Origin of the sequence: Streptomyces sp. NPDC088350 (assembly GCF_044753545.1) — a bacterium.
In the GTDB taxonomy this organism is placed as follows: Bacteria; Actinomycetota; Actinomycetes; order Streptomycetales; family Streptomycetaceae; genus Streptomyces.
Map to the genome: position 1 here is coordinate 347,879 of NZ_JBIVNL010000011.1, position 18,344 is coordinate 366,222.

The following is an 18,344-nucleotide window of genomic DNA, read 5'->3' on the forward strand; positions in this document are numbered from 1 at the left end:
TCCGGTTCTGCGGCGACGAGTCGCGGATCATCACCCATATGGGGGCGTGTCCAACTGACCGCATTCCACATCGGCTTCAGCGGAAGATACCCGTGTGGCCCAGCGAGTAGCGGCCCGGCTGCGGATACACCGCGAGGCCGTGCGGGCCGCCGCCGACCTTGATGCGGGCGAGCTGGGTGCCGGTGCGGGTGTCGATGGCGTAGACCTCGGAGTTGTAGCGGCCGGAGAGCCACAGGACCTTGCCGTCGGCCGAGACGCCGCCCATGTCGGGGCTGCCGCCGTGCGGGAGGTGCCACTTCTTGGTGAGCTTGTTCTGGGGGAAGTCGAAGACGGAGACGGTGCCTTCGCCCCGGTTGGAGATGTACATCTCGCGCGAGTCCCGGCTGATGTACAGGCCGTGGCAGCCCTTTCCGGTGGGCAGGAAGTCCGGCTTGGCGAAGGTGTCGCCGTCGAGCACCCACATGCCGTTGGCCATCATGTCGGCGATGTAGAACTTCTTGCCGTCGGGCGAGACCTTGACGTCCTGCGGCATCGAGCCGTGGAACGGCAGCTTCTGGTGGGCGATCACCGTCATCTTCTCGGTGTCGACCTTGAGCAGTTCCCCGCTGAACTCGCAGGAGACGATGAAGTACCGCCCGTCCAGGGAGAAGTCGGCGTGGTTGACGCCGTAGCAGCCGACCGGGACGGCCTTCACGGTCTTCATGGTGTGCGCGTCGCGGAACACGAGCTGTCGGTCGAGGGAGGCCATGACGATCGCGTACTTGCCGTTGGGCGTGAAGTACAGGTTGTACGGGTCGTGCACGGCGACCGGCTTGCCCGCCTTCCCGGTCCTCGGGTCGATCGGGGTGAGGGTGTTGCCCCGGTCGTTGTTGACCCACAGCGTCTTCAAGTCCCAGGAGGGGACGACGTGTTGGGGCTGCGCGCCGACCGGGATGGTCTCGATGACCTTGTACGTCCTCGGGTCGATCACCGAGACCGTGTTGGAGGCGGTGTTGGGGACGTAGACCCGGGACGGGAAGTCCTTGACCACCGGGGAGAGGCGGCCCGGGCGGTCGGCCGCGTACACGTCGGTCGGGTCGAGCACCGGCGGCATACCGGGCAACGCCTGCGCCGCCTCCCGCTGTTTCTTCTGCTGCTGCGGCTGGAGCGCGGCCTTGGTGCCGAGGGCCTCGTCGGCGTGGTCCTGCGAGCTGCAGCCGGCGAGGGCGGCCAGCGCGGCGAGGGCGGCGCCGGTGACCAGGACACGGGCGGCGCGGGTGAGGGGGGTGGGAGACATCAGCTCAGCAGCTCCGTGGTCGTCACCGCGCGCAGTCCGCGACGGTGGAGTTCTTCCAGTACGGCGGGGAGCGCGGCGACCGTGTCGGGGTACCCGAAGTGCATGCTCACGACGGAGCCGTTGCGGACCTCGGCGAGCACCTTGCGGGTGACGGCGGGGGCGCCGGGCGCGGTGAAGTCGAGGGAGTCGACGTCGTAGGACAGCACGTGCGGGTAGCCCACGCGGTGGGCCAGGCGCTCGACGAGCGGGGACGCGGCCGGGGCGCGCGAGGGGCGGAACCACGTGCCGATCGAGCCGGTGAGCCGCTTGAGGCGGTCGGCGCAGCCGGTGATCTCGGCCAGGGCGTCGGCCTCGGACAGGGTGTTGACGGCGATGTGCCGCTGGGTGTGGTTGCCGAGGTCGTGACCGCCGTCGAGGATGCGGCGGGCCATCTCGGGGTGGGTGTCGAGCCAGGTGCCGACGGCGAGGACGGTGACGTGGGCACCGTGTTTCTCGGCCTCGGTGAGGAGGGCGGTGGCGACCTTGGGGTCGCCCTGGCCGTGGAAGGTGAGCGCGACCCGGGGGTGGTCGCGGGGTCCGTGGGTGATCTGCGCGGGCTGCCGGGGGAAGGCGCGCGGGGCGGGGGCGGTGAGCGGGGTCGCCTTGGCGGCGGGTGCCGGTTTGCCGGCGGAGGGGTGCGTGGTGGCGGCGGCGGGGGGTGCGGCGGGGCCGGTCGTGGCACATCCGGCGGCGAGTGCGCCCCCGGCGACGAGCCCGGCACCCGCACGCAACGCCGTGCGGCGGTCGGTCGTGGTCACCCGAACCATTTAAGGCGCGTTGGGTAAGAAAGCGGGGCATTAACCCGAACGAGGGACCCACACGGGTCGCGCTTCGAACGGGGGTCCGCACAGGGAGCGAACGGTCATCCGCATGGAGATACCTGGCGCCCGAACTGCCGTACGCACAGGGGGTGTTCAGCGGTCGGCGACCCGCATCTCGAACCACGTGGTCTTGCCGCGCGGCAGCAGGTCGACGCCCCAGCGGTCGGAGAGTTTGTCGACGAGGAACAGGCCGCGCCCGCTGATGTCCATCTCCTGGACCGGCATCAGACAGGGCAGGCCGCGGGAGGGGTCGCGGACCTCGACGCGGATCCAGCCGCGCCGGCGCCGCATCCGCAGGCCGAACACCCGGGCGCCCGTGTGCCGTACGGCGTTTCCGACGAGTTCCGAGACGAGCAGGACGGCGTCCTCGGTCAGCTTCGGGGTGAGTCCCCAGTGGCGCAGGACGACGATCTGGGTGAGTCTGCGGGCGGTGGCGGCGGACTCGGGGCGGGACGGCAGCGGAACCTCCGCCTCCGTCGGATTGCCGAACAGCTCGATCGCCTTGAGTGCCCGCTCGTCCTCGACCGCAGGCGACCAGCGCGCCGCGGTCGCACGGCCTTGTCCCCGCGGCTGTCCGATACCTTCCAGCCCCGCCATGCGTCCATCATGGCCGCCCCGAACGGCCTCCGGGGCGGTTCCGGAGGAATACGCCCCCCGGAAGCCCCCGCTCCGCGACATCCGATTGACATATGCCAGGGGCATTTCAGTGCTTGCCATACCCCCTCCGACCTGCGGTGAAGGCTCTGTTGGAGGCAATCGACAGGCTCCCTCGACAAGGCAGGCTTAAGGTCACGTTAAGGTTCCCATAAACCGCCCCGCCGAGGGACCCGGATGAGACATCGCGTCAATTGCGAGGAACCGAGCGTGATGTGAGCGCCGGGTTCAGAGGAACTTCGCCTTGCCGGGGCCCTCTTCGACGAAGCTGCGCATCCCGCGCTCACGGTCCTCGGTCGCGAACAGCCCCGCGAACCAGGTGCGTTCGACCGCCAGACCCGTCTCGATGTCCGTCTCCAGACCGGTGTCGATCGCTTCCTTCGCGGCACGCAGCGCGAGCGCCGGTCCCTGCGCCAGCTTCGCCGCCCACGCGTGCGCTTCCGTGTACACGTCGGCGGCCGGCACCAACCGGTCCACCAGGCCCAGTTCGAGCGCCTCGTCGGCCTTGACCATCCGGCCGGTGAAGATCAGGTCCTTCGCCTTGGAGGGACCGATCAGCCGGGCCAGCCGCTGTGTGCCGCCCGCGCCCGGAATCAGGCCGAGCAGGATCTCCGGCTGCCCGAGCTTCGCGTTGTCCGCCGCGACACGGAAGTCCGCGCACAGCGCCAACTCGCAGCCCCCGCCCAGCGCATAGCCCGTGACGGCCGCGACGACCGGCTTGGGGATGCGGGCCACCGCCGTGAACGACTCCTGCAACGCCCGCGACCTTACGACCATCGCCGCGTGGTCCATGCGCTGCATCTCCTTGATGTCCGCGCCCGCGGCGAACACCTTCTCCCCGCCGTAGACCACCACGGCGCGCACGTCGTCGCGCCGCGTCGCCTCCTCGGCGAGTTCCCTGAGCCGGTCCTGCGTGGCGGTGTCCAGCGCGTTCATCGGCGGGCGGTCGAGGCGGATCGTGCCGACGCCCTCGGCGACTTCGAGATTCACGGTCATGCCGGAAGGTTAACGGGGACTAACGACAACGGGCCCGGTGCTGTCGGTCACAGCACCGGGCCCGTACCTCGGTCGAGGCTTACGCCTTCCACTTCTCCCACGACATGTTCCAGCCGTTGAGCCCGTTGTCCGGTGCCACGGTCGCGTCGTTGGAGTTCTTGACGACCACGACGTCACCGAGGATCGAGTGGTTGAAGAACCACGCGGCCGGGACTGTCTTGCTGTAACCGCCCTTGACGTCCTGGAGGCCTATGCAGCCGTGGCTGGCGTTGTAGTTGCCGAAGGCGCCGCCGCCCCAGTAGTTGCCGTGCACGAAGGTGCCGGAGTCGGTCAGGCGGGTGGCGTGCGGGACGTCCTTGATGTCGTACTCGCCGCCGTAGCCGACCGTGTCGCCGTTCATCCGGGTCACGGTGAGCTTCTCGCTCATGACCATCTGGCCGTTCCAGGTGTCGTAGCCGGGCTTGCCGGTGGTGACCGGGATGGTCTTGATGGTTTTGCCGTCCTGGGTGACCTTCATCGTGTGCTTCTTGGCGTCGACGATGGAGACCTGGTTGCGGCCGATGGTGAAGTCGACCGTCTTGATCTGCTTGCCGTAGACGCCCGAACGGCCCTCGACGCCGTCGAGGTTGAGCTTGATCGTGACCTTGGTGCCGGACTTCCAGTAGTTCTCCGGGCGGAAGTCGAGGCGGTCGTTGCCGAACCAGTGGCCCTCGACGTCGACGGCCGGCGAGGTCGTGATGCTGATCGCCTTCTTCACGTCGTCGGGGTGGGTGATGCCCCGGGTGAAGCGGATGGAGAACGGCATGCCGACGCCGACCGTGGAGCCGTCCTCGGGGGTGAAGTAGCCGACGAAGGTGTTCTTCGGGGTCAGCGTGGTGAAGCTGGAGTCCTCGGCGGCGACCCGGCCGTCGGAGTCCTTGGCGACCGCGTGCACGGTGTACTTGGTGGCGGCGGCGAGATGCGTGGCGGGCGTCCAGGTCGCGCCGCCGCCGGTGATCGCGCCGCTGACGGCGGTGCCGTCGGCGTCCTTGACGGTGACCTCGGTCAGCTTGCCCTTCGCGGCGCTGATCTTGAGGGCGCCGCTGGTGTCGACGGACTTCGAGCCGTTCTTGGGGGCGATGGTGACGACGGCCTGCGACTGCTTGGTCTGGGTGGTGTCGGAGCCCTTGGCCTTGCTGTCGCCCGAGCCTGACCCGGAGGTGGAGCCTCCGCCTCCGCCGCACGCGGTGACGGCGAGCAGCAGCACACCGAGGATCAGCGCCAGCAAGCCCTTGTTTCTCCGGCCGCGCGCGTCAACCGACGCCCCCGATATCGGTCGCACGTTCAAGACTTTCTCCCCTCGCCGGGCCCGGTCCGGCCCGCACCCCTTCGTGCATCTGACGTGCACGTCCGCGCATATTAACCGCCAGGTTTTGAGCTTCATGTCAGGCGAATGTCACCGTTCGGTCGCAACTTCAACTGCCGCCCGGCACAGGCTCCCCGCCCCTTCGCCGATCACGTGCGGGCACTGCTCCCTCGAAGGCGCCGGTCACTTGAGCGCACTGCCCGCCTTCCACTCCTTCCAACCCATGTTCCACCCTCCGAGGCCATTGTCCGGAGCGACCTGTTTGTCGTTGCTGTGCACGACCTCGATCACGTCCCCGACGATGCTGCGGTCGAAGAACCACCCGGCGGGGGTGTCCGAGCCGCCGCCCTTCACGTCCCTCAACCCCACACAGCCGTGGCTGACGTTGACGCGTCCGGGGGCGGTCGGCGCCCAGTAGTTGCCGTGCAGGAATGTGCCGGAGTCGGTGAGCCGCATGGCGTGCGGGACGTCGGGGATGTCGTACTCGCCGCCGAAGCCGACCGTGCGGCTGTTCATGCGGGTCACCTCCAGCATCTCCATGACCACCATTTTCCCGTTGTACGTGGTGGTCTTGGGGCCGCCGGCCGTGATCGGCACGGTGGCCAGGAGGTCGCCGTCGCGCCGCACCTCCATGGTGTGCTTGACGGCGTCGACGAGGGAGACCTGGCTGCGGCCGACGGTGAAGGAGAACGTCTTGTACTGGAGGCCGTAGACGCCGGGTGCGCCCTCGACGTCGCGCAGGCGGAGGGAGACGGTGACCTGGGTGCCGGGTTTCCAGTAGTTCTCGGGGCGGAAGTCGAGGCGGGACCTGTCGAACCAGTGCGGGCGGATCTCGACGGCCGGTTTCGCGGTGACGTGGATGGCGCGTTCGACGGCGGCCCGGTTCTCGATGTCCCGGTTGAAGCCGAGGGAGACGATCATTCCGGTGCCGACGGTGGCGCGGTTCTCCGGGGTGACGTACGAGATGAACCGTTCGTCGGGGACGTAGGTCGTGAACGTGGTGTGCCGGGCGGAGCGGCGCCCGTGGCCGTCGAGGGCGACCGCGTCGACGGTGTACTCGGCGGCCAGCGCGAGCTTGGTGTCCTCGGGTTCCCAGCGCAGTCCGTCGTCGGAGATGTGCCCCGGGACCGGGGTGTCCTGGGCGTCCTGCTCCTTGACGACCTGCACGGACTCCAGGCGCCCACTGGGCACCCGGACCACCAGCCGCTGGTCGGGTTTCACGCCCTTGGCGGTGTCGTCGGGCGAGATCCGGATCACATCCTCGGGCGCCGGTGCCTTGCCGAAGAGCTCGTCGATACCGCCCCCGCCCGAGCCGTCGGAAGTACAGCCGGTGGCTCCGGCCAGCAGTCCTGCCCATGTCAGTACGGCGGCCAGTGCGACCCCCGCGCGCCGCGCGCGCCCTTGTGCATGCCTCACGGGGTGCTCAACGAGCGGCCCTGCCTCAGGGAAACGTGAGTGCGACCCAAGCTCTGGGCAGAACAGTGGGGAGGATGACAGGACAGGGGCTCGCGACCGGGACGTCGCATGGCCTTCACCTCGTCGTTCCATGAGCCGCGGGAGGCCGGACGGTGTCGAGCGCAGCCGAGCAGGAGGCCGTGCAGGAGGGGCGCGTCGACGGCGGCGTGCCGGTGGAGCGATCCGTCGACGACGCGGCCGTACCGTCGCCGCGCGCCGCCCCGACGCTGAACGGCGCCGTGCACAGCGCACCGCCGGTGCCCGTGTGGCCGGGGGCGCCGATGCCGTTGGGAGCCCGGTTCCGGGTCGGCCCGGACGGGGTGGCGGGCACCAACTTCGCACTGTGGGCGGGGGGCGCGGAGGCGGTCGAGCTGTGCCTCTTCGACCCGGAGGGCGTGGAGACGAAGGTCCCCCTCACCGAACTGACGCACGAGATCTGGCACGGCTTCCTGCCGGACGTCATGCCGGGACAGCGCTACGGCTTCCGGGTGCACGGCCGCTGGGACCCGTGGACCGGCGCCCGCTGGAACCCCGCGAAGCTGCTCCTCGACCCCTACGCGCGGGCGGTGGACGGAGAGTTCGGGCTACCGCCCGAGGTGTACGCGCACGTCCGGGACTGGCCGCAGCAGCAGGTCGCCGACACCGTGCGCGACGACCGGGACTCCGCGCCCTACGTCCCGAAGGGCGTCGTCGTCCACGACGACACCACCGACGACGAGTGGATGGACGACCGCCGCCCGAAGACACCGTGGGCGGACTCCGTCATCTACGAACTCCACGTGGGCGGCTTCACCAGGCTGCACCCCGGGATACCCGAGGAACTCCGGGGCACCTACGCCGGGTTGGCGCACCCGGCCGCCATAGAGCACCTGGTGAAACTGGGCGTCACGGCCGTGGAGCTGCTGCCCGTCCACCAGTTCGCGCACGAGGACCATCTGCTGCGCAAGGGCCTGAAGAACTACTGGGGTTACAACTCCATCGGCTACTTCGCCCCGCACGCGGCCTACGCGGCGACCGGCACGGCGGGCCAACAGGTCGGCGAGTTCAAGCGGATGGTGCGGGCCCTGCACGCGGCCGGTATCGAGGTCATCCTCGACGTGGTCTACAACCACACGGCGGAAGGGGGCGAGTTGGGGCCGATGCTCTCCCTCAAGGGCATCGACAACCGCGGCTACTACCGCCTCCAGAGCGACGCCCGCCGCTACACGGACTACACGGGCTGCGGCAACACCCTGCATGTCGTCCAACCGCACGTGCTCCGACTGATCACCGACTCCCTGCGCTACTGGGTCACCGAGATGGGCGTGGACGGCTTCCGCTTCGACCTCGCGGCGGCGCTGGCCCGCTCGATGCACGACGTCGACATGCTGTCCCCGTTCCTCGCCGTGATCGCTCAAGACCCGGTGCTACGACGGGTGAAGCTGATCGCCGAGCCCTGGGACGTCGGCTCGGGCGGCTACCAGGTCGGCGCGTTCCCGCCGCTGTGGACGGAGTGGAACGACCGCTATCGCAACGCCGTCCGGGACTTCTGGCGCGGCGCGCTGCCGGACGTACGGGACCTCGGATACCGCCTGTCGGGGTCGAGCGACCTGTACGCGTGGGGCGGCCGGCGCCCCTACGCCTCCGTCAACTTCGTTACCGCGCACGACGGTTACACCCTGCGCGACATGGTGTCGTACGAGCGCAAGCACAACGAGGCCAACGGCGAGGGGAACCGGGACGGCTCCGGGGACAACCGGTCCTGGAACTGCGGGGTCGAGGGCGAGACGGACGACGAGCGCGTGAAGGCGTTGCGGCGACGGCAGTTGAGGAACCTCCTCACCACGCTGCTCCTGTCCACGGGTGTGCCGATGCTGGTCGCGGGTGACGAGCTGGGGCGGACGCAGCGGGGCAACAACAACGCCTACTGCCAGGACAACGAGATCAGTTGGGTGGACTGGGGGCTGCTGGAGGACCCGGGCTGGCGGGCGCTGACCGACCTCACCGCGCGGCTGATCGACCTGCGCCACCGCCACCCGGTGCTGCGCCGCCGGGCGTTCTTCTCCGGGCGGGCCCATTCGGCGGACGGCATAAGGGACTTGGCCTGGTTCACCGCGCGGGGTGCGGAGATGACGGAACGGGACTGGTACGCGCCCGCCGCCACCCTGGGCATGTATCTCTCGGGGCGGGACATCCCGGGCCGGGACGAACGCGGGGCGCCGATCGTCGACGACAGCTTCCTCGCCGTCCTGCACGCCGGCGACCGCCCGGTGGGCTTCGTGCTACCGGGTCCGCCGTGGGCGGAGCGGTACGAGGTGGTCGTCGACACGTCGCGGGAGGAGCAGGGGGAGGCGCCGGGGGTGGTGCACCGGGCGGGGGCGGCGATCACCGTGCCTGCCAGGGCCGTGCTGTTGCTGAGGGTGGTGGGCTGACGCCGGGGATGGCCGGGGCGAACACGGCGACGGGGGTGAACGCGACGGCGCCGCGTTGACGGTCGAACGTTTCTTCCTCACCCGCGCGAGTGAGCCGCCGTGTCGGGCGCCTCGGCGCCGGGCACGGCTCGGGCAACGAGACGCACAACGGGTGGAGGGTCGATGGCGACCGTCGAGAACAGGACCAACGGCGAACCCGCTTTTCACGGGGTGTCCGAGGGGGACAGCATCGCCGTCTTCGGACAGGGCGGTTCCGTAGGGGTCCGTGGCGACGGCGGCACCTGGCACGGAGTCGCCGGCATCAGTTCCAGCACGACCGGCGGCGCCGGAGTCCACGGCAGCAGCACCAGCGGCGGCCCCGGCGTGATCGGGGAGAGCACCGGCGGCATGGGGATCTACGGCAGAACCGACAGCACCACGGGCGGCGCCGGCGTCATGGGCGAGGGCGTCGCGGGCGGCCCGGGGGTGATCGGCAAGAGCCGGCACTGGCACGGGGTCTACGGCGAGACCAGCTCCCCGGCCGCGACGGGCGCCGCAGCCGTGTGGGGCGAGAACAAGGCCGACGGCTCGGGAGTGGTCGGACAGAGTGTGAACGGCGCGGGCGTGTTCGGCACCAGCACGAACGGCCCGGCGGGCGTCTTCCAGGGAAAACTGGTGGTCCACGGCGACATCGAGGTCACCGGTGACATCCGGCTGACCGGCGGTGACCTCGCCGAACTCTTCGAGACCCGGGCCGAGGCCGGGACCTGTGCGCCGGGCACGCTGATGAGCCTGGACGAGGACGGCCGGATCGCACCGAGCGACCGCGCCTACGACAAGCGGGTCGTCGGTGTCGTCGCCGGCGCGGGCAGCTACCGGCCGGGCCTGATCCTCGACTCCGGCCGCCCGGCCGACGAGGCCCGGCCCATCGCCATGGTGGGCAAGGCGTACTGCCGGGTCGACGCCTCCTTCGGCGCGATCGAGGTGGGCGACCTCCTCACCTCGTCCCCCACCCCCGGACACGCCATGAAGGCCGCCGACGCGAACCGGACACCGGGCTCCGTGGTCGGCAAGGCGCTTGCCTCGATGACGGACGGTGCCGGGCTGCTGCCCGTCGTCGTCACGCTCCAGTAGGGGGCGGGCATGTCACGCAAACCACCCGCGAACATCGTCGGCAGCTTCACGGACGAGGGTGCCCTGCACCTGGAGTGGGACCTGGACCGGTTCTTCCCCGATCCCGAGGAACCCGACAACGTGTGGGTGGAGCTCCCGCACGGCATCGCCACCCCGATCATGGACGGGTCGGTCCGCTCGGCCGACCTGCCCAAGGCGGCACTCCAGCCGTACGCGGGGACCCTGGTGACGGGGGACGTGGTGTTCAAGTGGAACGGACCGCCGGACGACGTGCAGGCCGGCGCCTTCCAGGTCGTGGTTCCCGGCGGCGGCTCGCCCGGGAATCCGGAACCTGTGCCCCGCGTGCCCGTGCTGGGCCTGGTCGACCGGCAGCCGAGAACCCTCGGGCACGAGAACCTGATCACGATCTCCTGGGCGTCGTACTCCTACACCTCGGGCACGATCTTCTGGGGCCCGGACGATCAGCCACGGCACTACTCCCACGGCATCGACGCGTCCGGCGCACGCTACTCGGGCACGTTCACGACGGATCACCCGCTGCGTCCGCGCACGCCGTACCGGTTCCTCGTCCAGGTGACCAACGCCTTCGAGCACCGGACGGTCGAGGCCCGGATCACCGTCGAGAGCGCGGCGAACTTCACGTCGGTGCGCCAGTTCCTGGCCGCGAGTGGCGTCCACACCCCGACCGGGCTGCGTCGGCCACTGGGCCGGGTGCGCGGTCTGCGCGCGGCGATGGGCTGAGGGCCCGGTCTACCCGGGACGGCCCAGGATGCCCCGGTCGTAGGCCGCCGCGACCGCCGCCGCGCGGTCCTTGACGCCCAACTTGGTGTACAGGTGGGTGAGATGGGTCTTCACGGTCGCCTCGCTGATGAAGAGTTCGCGGGCGATCTCGCGGTTGGACGTGCCCTTGGCGACGAGAGCCAGCACTTCGCGTTCGCGGGCGGAGAGCGGCTCGTTGCCGGGGGTCTGGGGGCTGCGGACGGCGGAGACCAGGCGGGAGGCGACGGCGGGCGACAGGACCGTGCGGCCCTCCGCCGCCGCGCGGACGGCGGTGAAGAGCTCGTCGCGCGGCGCGTCCTTCAGCAGATAACCCGTCGCGCCCGCCTCGATCGCGGGCAGGGTGTCGGAGTCGGTGTCGTACGTCGTCAGGACGAGCACCTTGGCGCGGGCGGAGCGGCGGGTCAGCTCCCGGATGGCGTCGACTCCCCCGCCGCCCGGCATCCGCAGGTCCATCAGGACGACGTCCGGGTCGAGGGCGGCGGCCCGCTCCACGGCCTCGACGCCGTTGGACGCCTCGCCCAGGACGCGGAATCCGGGCGCGGACTCGAACATGCCGCGCAGACCGTCGCGTACGACGGGATGGTCGTCGACGATCAGAACGGAGATCAGCGGCTCGTCACTCATGGCGGACCAACGGTACGCGAGCCGACACGGCGGTGCCGTGACCGGGCTCGGTCTCGATCGTGAGGGAGCCCGCGATGCGTTCGGCGCGGGCGCGCATGCCGTCGAGGCCGAAGCCGCCGGTGCGGGTGCGTTCGGGAAGGGCGAGCGGGTCGAAGCCCTGTCCGTCGTCGCGGATGTCGAGGATGACCTCCTCGCCGAGGAAGGAGAGGGTGACGCCGACGCGGGTGGCGCGGGCGTGCCGGGCCGCGTTCGACAGGGCCTCCTGGGCGATGCGCAGCAGGGTCGCCGAGACCTCGTCGTGCAGTTGCTCGGTGATGCCCGTGACGGTGAACTCGGCGCGGATGCCGGTGCGTTCGCCCCACTCGGCGACCGTCTTCTTCAGCGCCTCGGGCAGTCCGTCGTTCTCCAGAGCGACGGGCGCGAGGTTCTGCACGGAGCGGCGGGCCTCGCCGAGGCTGTGCCGGGCGAGGGTGGAGGCGCGGTCGAGATGCGTACGGGCGGTCGTCAAGTCGGGTGCGTTCGCCACGACTTGGAGCTGGGCGATGATGCCGGTCAGGCCCTGCGCGATCGTGTCGTGGATCTCGGCGGCCAGCCGTCGGCGTTCGTCGGCGACCCCGGCCTCCCTTGCCTGGACGAGGAGTTGGGCGTGCAGGGCGGCGTTCTCGTCGAGGGCCTGCTGGAGCGCGGTGTTGGTGCGTTCGAGTTCGGTGATGGTCTCGCCGCGTTCGTGGGAGCGCCGCGTCTCCGCCTCCTGCAGATGGGCGACCACCATCTGCAGGGCGGACATGGCGACCAGGAGCGCGAGGAAGAGGATCCACTGGACCGCGCTCCCGAACGGCATCCCGCCGGCCTGCGCACCGGCCACGGTCACCGAGCTCGCGACCAGTGCGAGCCGCTGCCGGTTCCTGCCGGGGATCAGCTCGTCGGCGTCCATGTAGCCGGCGGCGGCGTAGAAGGCGAAGAACGGGTCGATCCAGGTGAGGACGAAGGCGAGGGCCCAGCGGAGGACGTAGTACAGGGTCCCCGCCCGCGACGGGGTCCGGCCGCGGTCGGGGCGGCGGGCACGGGTGCCGTGCCACCAGAGCTGGAGGACGAGCGCGGCGCCGGTCAGGGCCCAGCCGACGTACCACTCGGTGGTGTAGTCGAACAGACCGGCGGAGGCGACCGCGAGGACGACGCTGATACCGAGCAGCCCGTACGGCCCCCACGTGTGCAGCTGCTCCCAGCGGCGGTCGATCTGCCGGTCCCTCGTGGTCATCTCCCCAGTCTGCATGGCGGCCTTCCCTACTCCCAGCGGAACCAGCGGGAGGCACCGGCTGTCAGCAGTACGGTCCAGGCCACGAGGACGCCCAGATGGGTCCAGCCCGGCCAGTGCCCCGCCGCCGCCCGGTTCAGGGCCTCGGCGGCGGCGCCGAACGGCGTGTAGCCGACGATCCGGGCCATGACGTCCGGCATGGAGTTCACCGGGATCCACACGCCCGCGCAGAACATCATCGGGAAGAACACGGCCGACCCGATCGCACCGGCGATCTTCGTGGTCCGGGACAGCGCGGAGACCACCGCGCCCAGCGCGAGCGCGGCCAGGATCGCGAGCAGCAGGGCGAGGAGATAGCCGTAGGGCTGCTTCGGGAGGCGTACGGCGAAGGCGAGGCGGCCGACGAGCAGGGCGCACAGGGCGGAGGCCAGGGCCGCCGTGCCGTAGACCAGCATCTGGGCGGAGAGGAGGACGGACGGGCGGACCGGGGTGGCGGACATGCGGCGGAGGATGCCGCGTTCGCGGTAGCCGGTGAGGTTCTGGGGCATCGACTGGAGCGCGCCGACGATCATGCCGAGCAGGACGGTGACCGGGACGTACACGTCGATCGTGCGCAGGCCGCCCAGGTCGGGGTCGTGGTGGCGGAAGCCCGGGATGGAGCCCAGGATCACCAGGAGCAGGGTGGGGAAGAGCAGGATCCAGAAGAGGGCGCCCGGTTCGCGGCGGAAGAGGCGCAACTCGGTGCGCAGGACTGCGGTGTTCATCGGGCGACCTCCGTCAGGTCCAGGAACGCGTCGTCCAACGTGGCGTCGGAGACCCGGAGTTGGTGGGCGGTGATGTGGTTGCGGGCGAGCAGCGTGATGACGGCGTTGACGGTCTCGTCGGACCCGGAGAGCGTGATCCGGCCGTCCTTGTGCTCGACGGACTCGAGCGCGGGCAGCGCGTTCAGGTCACCGTCGTCGAGGGGCGCGGAGGGCGTGAAGCTGATGACCGTGGAACCGGCCGAGCGGCGGATCAGGCCCTCCGGGGTGTCCAGGGCGGCCACCTTGCCCTTGTCGATCACGGCGATCCGGTCGCAGAGGCGCTGCGCCTCCTCCATGAAGTGGGTGACGAGCAGGACGGTGACCCCGCCCGCCCGGACGTCCTCGATGAGCTGCCAGGTGTCGCGGCGGGCGCGCGGGTCCAGGCCGGTGGTCAGTTCGTCGAGGACGACGACCCGGGGGTTGCCGATGAGCGCGAGCGCGATGAACAGGCGCTGCTTCTGCCCGCCGGACAGCTTCGCGAACCGGGTGGTCAACTTGGCGGTCAGGCCGAGGCGTTCGGCCAGCGGCTGCCAGTCGGCGGGGTGCGGATAGAAGGACGCGTACAGCTCAAGGGCCTCGCGGACGGTGAGCTTGGCCTGGAGTTCGCTCTCCTGGAGCTGGGCGCCGAGGACCCGGGCGACCTGCTCGTGGTCGGCGACGGGATCGAGGCCGGTGACGCGGACCCGGCCCGCGTCGGGGACGCGCAGGCCCTCGACGCACTCGACGGTGGTGGTCTTGCCGGCGCCGTTCGGGCCGAGGATCCCGAAGATCTCGCCCTCCTCGACGGCGAAGGAGACACCGTCGACGACGGCCCGGCCGCCGTAGGACTTGCGCAGTGCGGTGACTTCGATGACAGGGGTGGCTGACATGCTTCGAGGGTCCCGTCGGGGGCGGGTCGGGCACATCGGCCATCGCGCTCGACCGCACATCAGCCGATCGGTTGATGCCGCCCTACGACCCGTCGCCCACGCCCGCGCCCACCCCCTCGTCCGACCCCTGGTCGGCCAAAACTCGGTGGGCACTGTCAGTGGCGGTCCGTAGGCTCGCCCGTGATGACCACGACACCCGCCTCCGCCGAGAACCGCTCCGGCCGGTCCGCCGTCCGCGTCCTGCTGCGGCTGTGGCCGTACGTCCGGCCCGTGCGGGTACGGCTGTTCAGCGCGGCCGGGGTCGCGATCGTCGCCTCCTGTACGGGGCTGGTGATCCCACTCGTCCTGAAGTGGATGGTGGACGGGCCGGTCGCCGACCGGGACCCGGCGGGCGTGTGGCTCGGCGCGCTGTATCTGCTGCTGCTCGGGCTCGCGGAGGCGCTGCTGTTCGGGCTGCGCCGCTGGCTGGTGGCGCGTCCGCTGTCGCGGGTCGAGGCGGACATGCGGGCGGATCTGTACCGGCGGCTCCAGCGGCTGCCGGTGGCCTTCCACGACCGGTGGCCCTCGGGCCAGCTGCTGTCCCGGGGCACCACGGACCTGATGCTGCTGCGCATGTTCCTCGCCTTCCCGCTGACGTTCCTGCTGGTCAACGCGGTGACGATCCTGGTGGGCGTGGTCATCCTGGTGCTTCAGGACTGGACGCTGGGGCTCGTGCTGCTGGGTCCCGCCGTGCCGGTGATGATCACCTGCGTGATCTTCGAGAGGCGGTACGCGCACGTGGCGCGCCTCGCGCAGGACCAGGTCGGCGACCTGACGACGGTCGTCGAGGAGAGCGTCCTGGGCATCCGCATCATCAAGGGCTTCGGCCGGCACCGCAGCCAGGCACACGCGTTCCGCGCCCTCACCCGGGAACTGCGCGGCACCGAGCTGCGCAAGGCCGGCCTGCTCGCCACGATCTGGGGCGTCATCGTGACGCTGCCCGAACTGTCCATCGGCGCGGCCCTGGTCCTCGGGACCGTCCAGGTGGCCGACGGCAACCTGTCGGCGGGAACCCTGGTGGCCTTCCTCTCCACAGCACTGGCCCTGCGCTGGCCGGTGGAGTCGATCGGCTTCCTACTGGCAATGAGCCAGGAGGCAGCAACGGCAACAGAGCGCTACTTCGAGGTAATGGACGAAATTCCGGAAGAGGAAACCCCCTCAAGGGGCGCGGGGCTGCATCGATGTGCGGCTCCGCCGCGGGGCGCGCCCAGCCCCCACGAGCCCGCACGCGACAACGATGGCATCCGTTTCTCCGCTGTCTCCTTCCGCTATCCCGACGCCCCCGCCGACTCCCCACCGATCCTCGAAAACATCGACCTGCACATCAGACCCGGCGAATCCATGGCCCTCGTCGGCGCAACCGGCACCGGCAAGACGACACTCACGGCACTCGTCCCCCGCCTCCACGAGGTCACCTCGGGCCGCATCACACTGGACGGCAAGGACATCACCGCCATGCCCCGCCAAACGCTGCGCGCACTCGTCGCCGTGGCCTTCGAGGAACCGACCCTGTTCTCGGCCAGTGTCGGGGAGAACGTACTGATGGGGGCCGAACACAGCGCAGGGCAAGCCGAGTTGGAACGCGCACTGGCCGTCGCACAGGCCGACTTCGCGTACGCGCTCCCCCAAGGCACGGACACCCAGGTAGGCGAACAGGGCCTGAGCCTCTCCGGCGGCCAGCGGCAACGACTCGCGCTGGCAAGGGCGGTGGTCGGCCGACCCCGGTTCCTCGTCCTCGACGACCCGCTCTCCGCGCTGGACGTCCACACCGAGGCCGCCGTAGAAGCCGCGCTGCGCCACGTCCTCGCGGACACCACGGCGTTGATCGTCGCCCACCGCCCGTCCACGGTGCTGCTCGCCGACCGCGTCGCCCTGCTGTCGGGCGGCCGTATCGCCGCGGTCGGCACCCATCACGAACTGCTGCGCACGAACGCGGAGTACGCGCGACTCATGTCGGGAGCCGACCACCAGGGGGACGAACGATGACCGCGGCCACCACCTCCGCACCCACCACCGGCGACGACGACCGGGAACCCCCGCGCCCGCCCGCCGCCGACGACCCCTTCGACCGGGACGTCCTGCCCACTCCCCCGGGCGCGACCAGGGCGCTGCTGGGCTCGCTGCTGGCGCCGATGAAGGCCCGGGTCGCCGTCACGTCGCTGCTCCTGCTGCTCCAGCAGGCGGCGGTGCAGGCGGGTCCGCTGCTGGTGGCGTACGCCATCGACCGTGCGGTACCGGCGTTCCGGGACCACGACCGCGGGCCGCTGATCGCCGTCGGGGTGGGTTATCTGCTGTGCGCGCTGGTCTCCGGCGGACTCCAGTACGCGTTCGTCGGCGCGTCCGCGCGCGTCAGCCAGGACGTGCTGCTCGATCTGCGCGGCCGGATCTTCCGGCACGCGCAGGCCCTCAGCATCGACTTCCACGAGCGCTACACCTCGGGCCGGCTGATCTCCCGCTCCACCGCGGACGTCGAGGCCCTGCGCGAACTGCTCAACGAGGGCCTCCAGGAACTGGTCGTGGTCGTCCTGTCCTTCGTCTACATCTCGGCGATGCTGCTCTGGCTTGACCTGGGTCTCGGCGCGGTCGCGGTGGCGTCCTTCGTGCCGCTGTACGTGCTGGTCCGGATCTACCAGCGGCGCGCGGTGCGGGTGTACGCGGCGCGGTCCACGGCCATCGCGCGGGTGATCGTGAAGTTCGTGGAGACGATGAACGGCATCCGGCCGGTGCGCGCGTTCCGCCGCGAGGACGTCAACGACGCCGACTTCGGCGTCCTCAACAAACGGCACGAACGCGCCAACGGCGACGCCCTGTTGGAGATGGCCCGCTATGTCACCGGCTCCCGCCTGGTCGCCAACACGACCGTCGCGGTGATCGTGCTGTGGGGCGCCTACCGGGTCGCGGACGGCTCGCTGGAACTGGGCGTGCTGGCGGCGGCCGTCCTGTATCTGCGGCGGCTCTACGACCCGATCGACCGGCTGGGCATGTTCCTCAACTCCTACCAGTCGGCGGCGGCCTCCCTGGAGAAGATCGCGGGCCTGCTGGCCCAGAGGCCCTCCGTCCCGGAGCCCTCAACACCCGTGCGGCTCCCCGCACTTGAGTCGGAGCAGCCGGGCCGCGAGGTCGTCTTCGACGGGGTTCGCTTCACCTACCGCACCGGCGGCGAGGTCCTCCCCCGCTTCGACCTCACCCTGCCCGCCGGACAGACGGTCGCCGTCGTCGGCTCCACCGGCGCCGGCAAGTCCACCCTGGCCAAGCTCCTGGCCCGCTTCTACGACCCCTCCGAGGGCCGGGTCCTGCTGGACGGCGTCGATCTGCGCGACCTAGCGGGGCCCGAACTGCGGCGCGGGGTGGTGATGGTGACGCAGGAGGCGTTCCTGTTCTCCGGCACGGTCGCCGAGAACATCGCGATCGGCCGCCCGGACGCGAGCCGTGCGGAGATCGAGGGCGCGGCGAAGGCGATCGGCGCGCACGACTTCATCAGCTCGCTGCCCGACGGCTACGACACGGACGTCCGCAAGCGGGGCGGCCGTATCTCGGCGGGGCAGCGTCAACTCGTCGCGTTCGCGCGGGCGTTGCTCGCCGACCCGGCGGTCCTCATCCTCGACGAGGCGACCAGCTCCCTCGACATCCCCGGCGAACGGGCCGTGCAGCGCGCCATGTCGACGGTCCTGCGCGGCCGTACGGCGGTCGTGATCGCGCACCGGCTGTCCACGGTCGGGATCGCGGACCGGGTGCTGGTCATGGAGCACGGCCGGGTCGTCGAGGACGGCGCACCGGCCGAACTCATCGCCGGCGCGGGGCGGTTCTCGGATCTGCACCGGGCGTGGCGGGACAGTCTGGCATGAGCCGGCGGACACGACGGGG

General features: G+C 70.7%; 15 protein-coding genes. 5 read left to right on the top strand and 10 right to left on the bottom strand.

Annotated features, from left to right (window positions below):
• Positions 1-76: 76 nt before the first annotated feature.
• From ACIQBL_RS35795 to ACIQBL_RS35820, 6 genes are all read right to left on the bottom strand, one after another.
• Positions 77-1,276, bottom strand: coding sequence for a YncE family protein (locus ACIQBL_RS35795; protein ID WP_401949552.1), 1,200 nt, complete (start codon positions 1,274-1,276; stop codon positions 77-79).
• On the bottom strand, positions 1,276-2,082 hold the full coding sequence (locus tag ACIQBL_RS35800) for a polysaccharide deacetylase family protein (protein WP_401949554.1): 807 nt from the start codon (positions 2,080-2,082) through the stop codon (positions 1,276-1,278). Before ACIQBL_RS35800 ends, ACIQBL_RS35795 begins: the two co-directional genes overlap by 1 nt.
• A gap of 147 nt (positions 2,083-2,229) precedes the next feature.
• Positions 2,230-2,838 (bottom strand): ATP-binding protein, encoded by a 609-nt coding sequence (locus ACIQBL_RS35805; RefSeq protein WP_401949638.1) that lies wholly within the window; start codon positions 2,836-2,838, stop codon positions 2,230-2,232.
• A gap of 180 nt (positions 2,839-3,018) precedes the next feature.
• On the bottom strand, positions 3,019-3,786 hold the full coding sequence (locus ACIQBL_RS35810; RefSeq protein WP_401949556.1) for an enoyl-CoA hydratase/isomerase family protein: 768 nt from the start codon (positions 3,784-3,786) through the stop codon (positions 3,019-3,021).
• A gap of 79 nt (positions 3,787-3,865) precedes the next feature.
• Positions 3,866-5,113: an Ig-like domain-containing protein gene (locus ACIQBL_RS35815; protein WP_401949558.1), complete on the bottom strand. Its 1,248-nt coding sequence runs from the start codon at positions 5,111-5,113 to the stop codon at positions 3,866-3,868.
• A 201-nt stretch (positions 5,114-5,314) separates the two neighbouring features.
• Positions 5,315-6,547, bottom strand: a complete 1,233-nt coding sequence (locus tag ACIQBL_RS35820) for an Ig-like domain-containing protein (RefSeq protein WP_401949560.1) — start codon at positions 6,545-6,547, stop codon at positions 5,315-5,317.
• 152 nt (positions 6,548-6,699) lie between these two features.
• Here ACIQBL_RS35820 and glgX point away from each other — a divergent pair, with 152 nt between their 5' ends.
• The 3 genes from glgX (at position 6,700) to ACIQBL_RS35835 (ending at position 10,851) form a co-directional block, all read left to right on the top strand.
• The gene (gene glgX, locus ACIQBL_RS35825) at positions 6,700-8,997 is read left to right on the top strand and encodes a glycogen debranching protein GlgX (protein WP_401949562.1); all 2,298 of its coding nucleotides are present in this window, start codon (positions 6,700-6,702) and stop codon (positions 8,995-8,997) included.
• A 162-nt stretch (positions 8,998-9,159) separates the two neighbouring features.
• Complete coding sequence (locus ACIQBL_RS35830) at positions 9,160-10,110, top strand: hypothetical protein (protein WP_401949564.1); 951 nt, start codon at positions 9,160-9,162, stop codon at positions 10,108-10,110.
• 9 nt (positions 10,111-10,119) lie between these two features.
• A complete protein-coding gene (locus ACIQBL_RS35835) occupies positions 10,120-10,851 on the top strand; it encodes a hypothetical protein (protein ID WP_401949566.1) in 732 nt (243 codons plus the stop codon).
• A gap of 9 nt (positions 10,852-10,860) precedes the next feature.
• Here ACIQBL_RS35835 and ACIQBL_RS35840 read toward each other — a convergent pair whose 3' ends face one another.
• Genes ACIQBL_RS35840 through ACIQBL_RS35855 form a run of 4 tightly spaced genes read right to left on the bottom strand, consistent with a single transcriptional unit; the run spans position 10,861 to position 14,441 of the window.
• Entirely contained in the window at positions 10,861-11,514 is a 654-nt protein-coding gene (locus ACIQBL_RS35840) for a response regulator (protein ID WP_401949568.1), read from the bottom strand.
• A complete protein-coding gene (locus ACIQBL_RS35845) occupies positions 11,507-12,772 on the bottom strand; it encodes a sensor histidine kinase (RefSeq protein WP_401949571.1) in 1,266 nt (421 codons plus the stop codon). Before ACIQBL_RS35845 ends, ACIQBL_RS35840 begins: the two co-directional genes overlap by 8 nt.
• Positions 12,773-12,798: 26 nt before the next feature.
• Entirely contained in the window at positions 12,799-13,533 is a 735-nt protein-coding gene (locus ACIQBL_RS35850) for an ABC transporter permease (protein ID WP_401949574.1), read from the bottom strand.
• Positions 13,530-14,441 (bottom strand): ATP-binding cassette domain-containing protein, encoded by a 912-nt coding sequence (locus ACIQBL_RS35855; RefSeq protein ID WP_401949577.1) that lies wholly within the window; start codon positions 14,439-14,441, stop codon positions 13,530-13,532. Before ACIQBL_RS35855 ends, ACIQBL_RS35850 begins: the two co-directional genes overlap by 4 nt.
• A gap of 183 nt (positions 14,442-14,624) precedes the next feature.
• Here ACIQBL_RS35855 and ACIQBL_RS35860 point away from each other — a divergent pair, with 183 nt between their 5' ends.
• Together ACIQBL_RS35860 and ACIQBL_RS35865 are read left to right on the top strand one after the other, a co-directional pair.
• The gene (locus ACIQBL_RS35860) at positions 14,625-16,466 is read left to right on the top strand and encodes an ABC transporter ATP-binding protein (protein WP_401949580.1); all 1,842 of its coding nucleotides are present in this window, start codon (positions 14,625-14,627) and stop codon (positions 16,464-16,466) included.
• Positions 16,463-18,325, top strand: a complete 1,863-nt coding sequence (locus tag ACIQBL_RS35865; protein ID WP_401949582.1) for an ABC transporter ATP-binding protein — start codon at positions 16,463-16,465, stop codon at positions 18,323-18,325. The genes ACIQBL_RS35860 and ACIQBL_RS35865 overlap by 4 nt, the downstream gene beginning before the upstream one ends.
• Positions 18,326-18,344 lie beyond the last annotated feature (19 nt).

Bases quoted from the DNA above. Each gene is read 5' to 3' on its own strand.
- ACIQBL_RS35795 (WP_401949552.1), bottom strand. From the start codon at position 1,276: ATGTCTCCCACCCCCCTCACCCGCGCCGCCCGTGTCCTGGTCACCGGC.
- ACIQBL_RS35800 (WP_401949554.1), bottom strand. From the start codon at position 2,082: ATGGTTCGGGTGACCACGACCGACCGCCGCACGGCGTTGCGTGCGGGT.
- ACIQBL_RS35805 (WP_401949638.1), bottom strand. From the start codon at position 2,838: ATGCCCCTGGCATATGTCAATCGGATGTCGCGGAGCGGGGGCTTCCGG.
- ACIQBL_RS35810 (WP_401949556.1), bottom strand. From the start codon at position 3,786: ATGACCGTGAATCTCGAAGTCGCCGAGGGCGTCGGCACGATCCGCCTC.
- ACIQBL_RS35830 (WP_401949564.1), top strand. From the start codon at position 9,160: ATGGCGACCGTCGAGAACAGGACCAACGGCGAACCCGCTTTTCACGGG.
- ACIQBL_RS35835 (WP_401949566.1), top strand. From the start codon at position 10,120: ATGTCACGCAAACCACCCGCGAACATCGTCGGCAGCTTCACGGACGAG.
- ACIQBL_RS35840 (WP_401949568.1), bottom strand. From the start codon at position 11,514: ATGAGTGACGAGCCGCTGATCTCCGTTCTGATCGTCGACGACCATCCC.
- ACIQBL_RS35845 (WP_401949571.1), bottom strand. From the start codon at position 12,772: ATGACCACGAGGGACCGGCAGATCGACCGCCGCTGGGAGCAGCTGCAC.
- ACIQBL_RS35850 (WP_401949574.1), bottom strand. From the start codon at position 13,533: ATGAACACCGCAGTCCTGCGCACCGAGTTGCGCCTCTTCCGCCGCGAA.
- ACIQBL_RS35855 (WP_401949577.1), bottom strand. From the start codon at position 14,441: ATGTCAGCCACCCCTGTCATCGAAGTCACCGCACTGCGCAAGTCCTAC.
- ACIQBL_RS35860 (WP_401949580.1), top strand. From the start codon at position 14,625: ATGACCACGACACCCGCCTCCGCCGAGAACCGCTCCGGCCGGTCCGCC.
- ACIQBL_RS35865 (WP_401949582.1), top strand. From the start codon at position 16,463: ATGACCGCGGCCACCACCTCCGCACCCACCACCGGCGACGACGACCGG.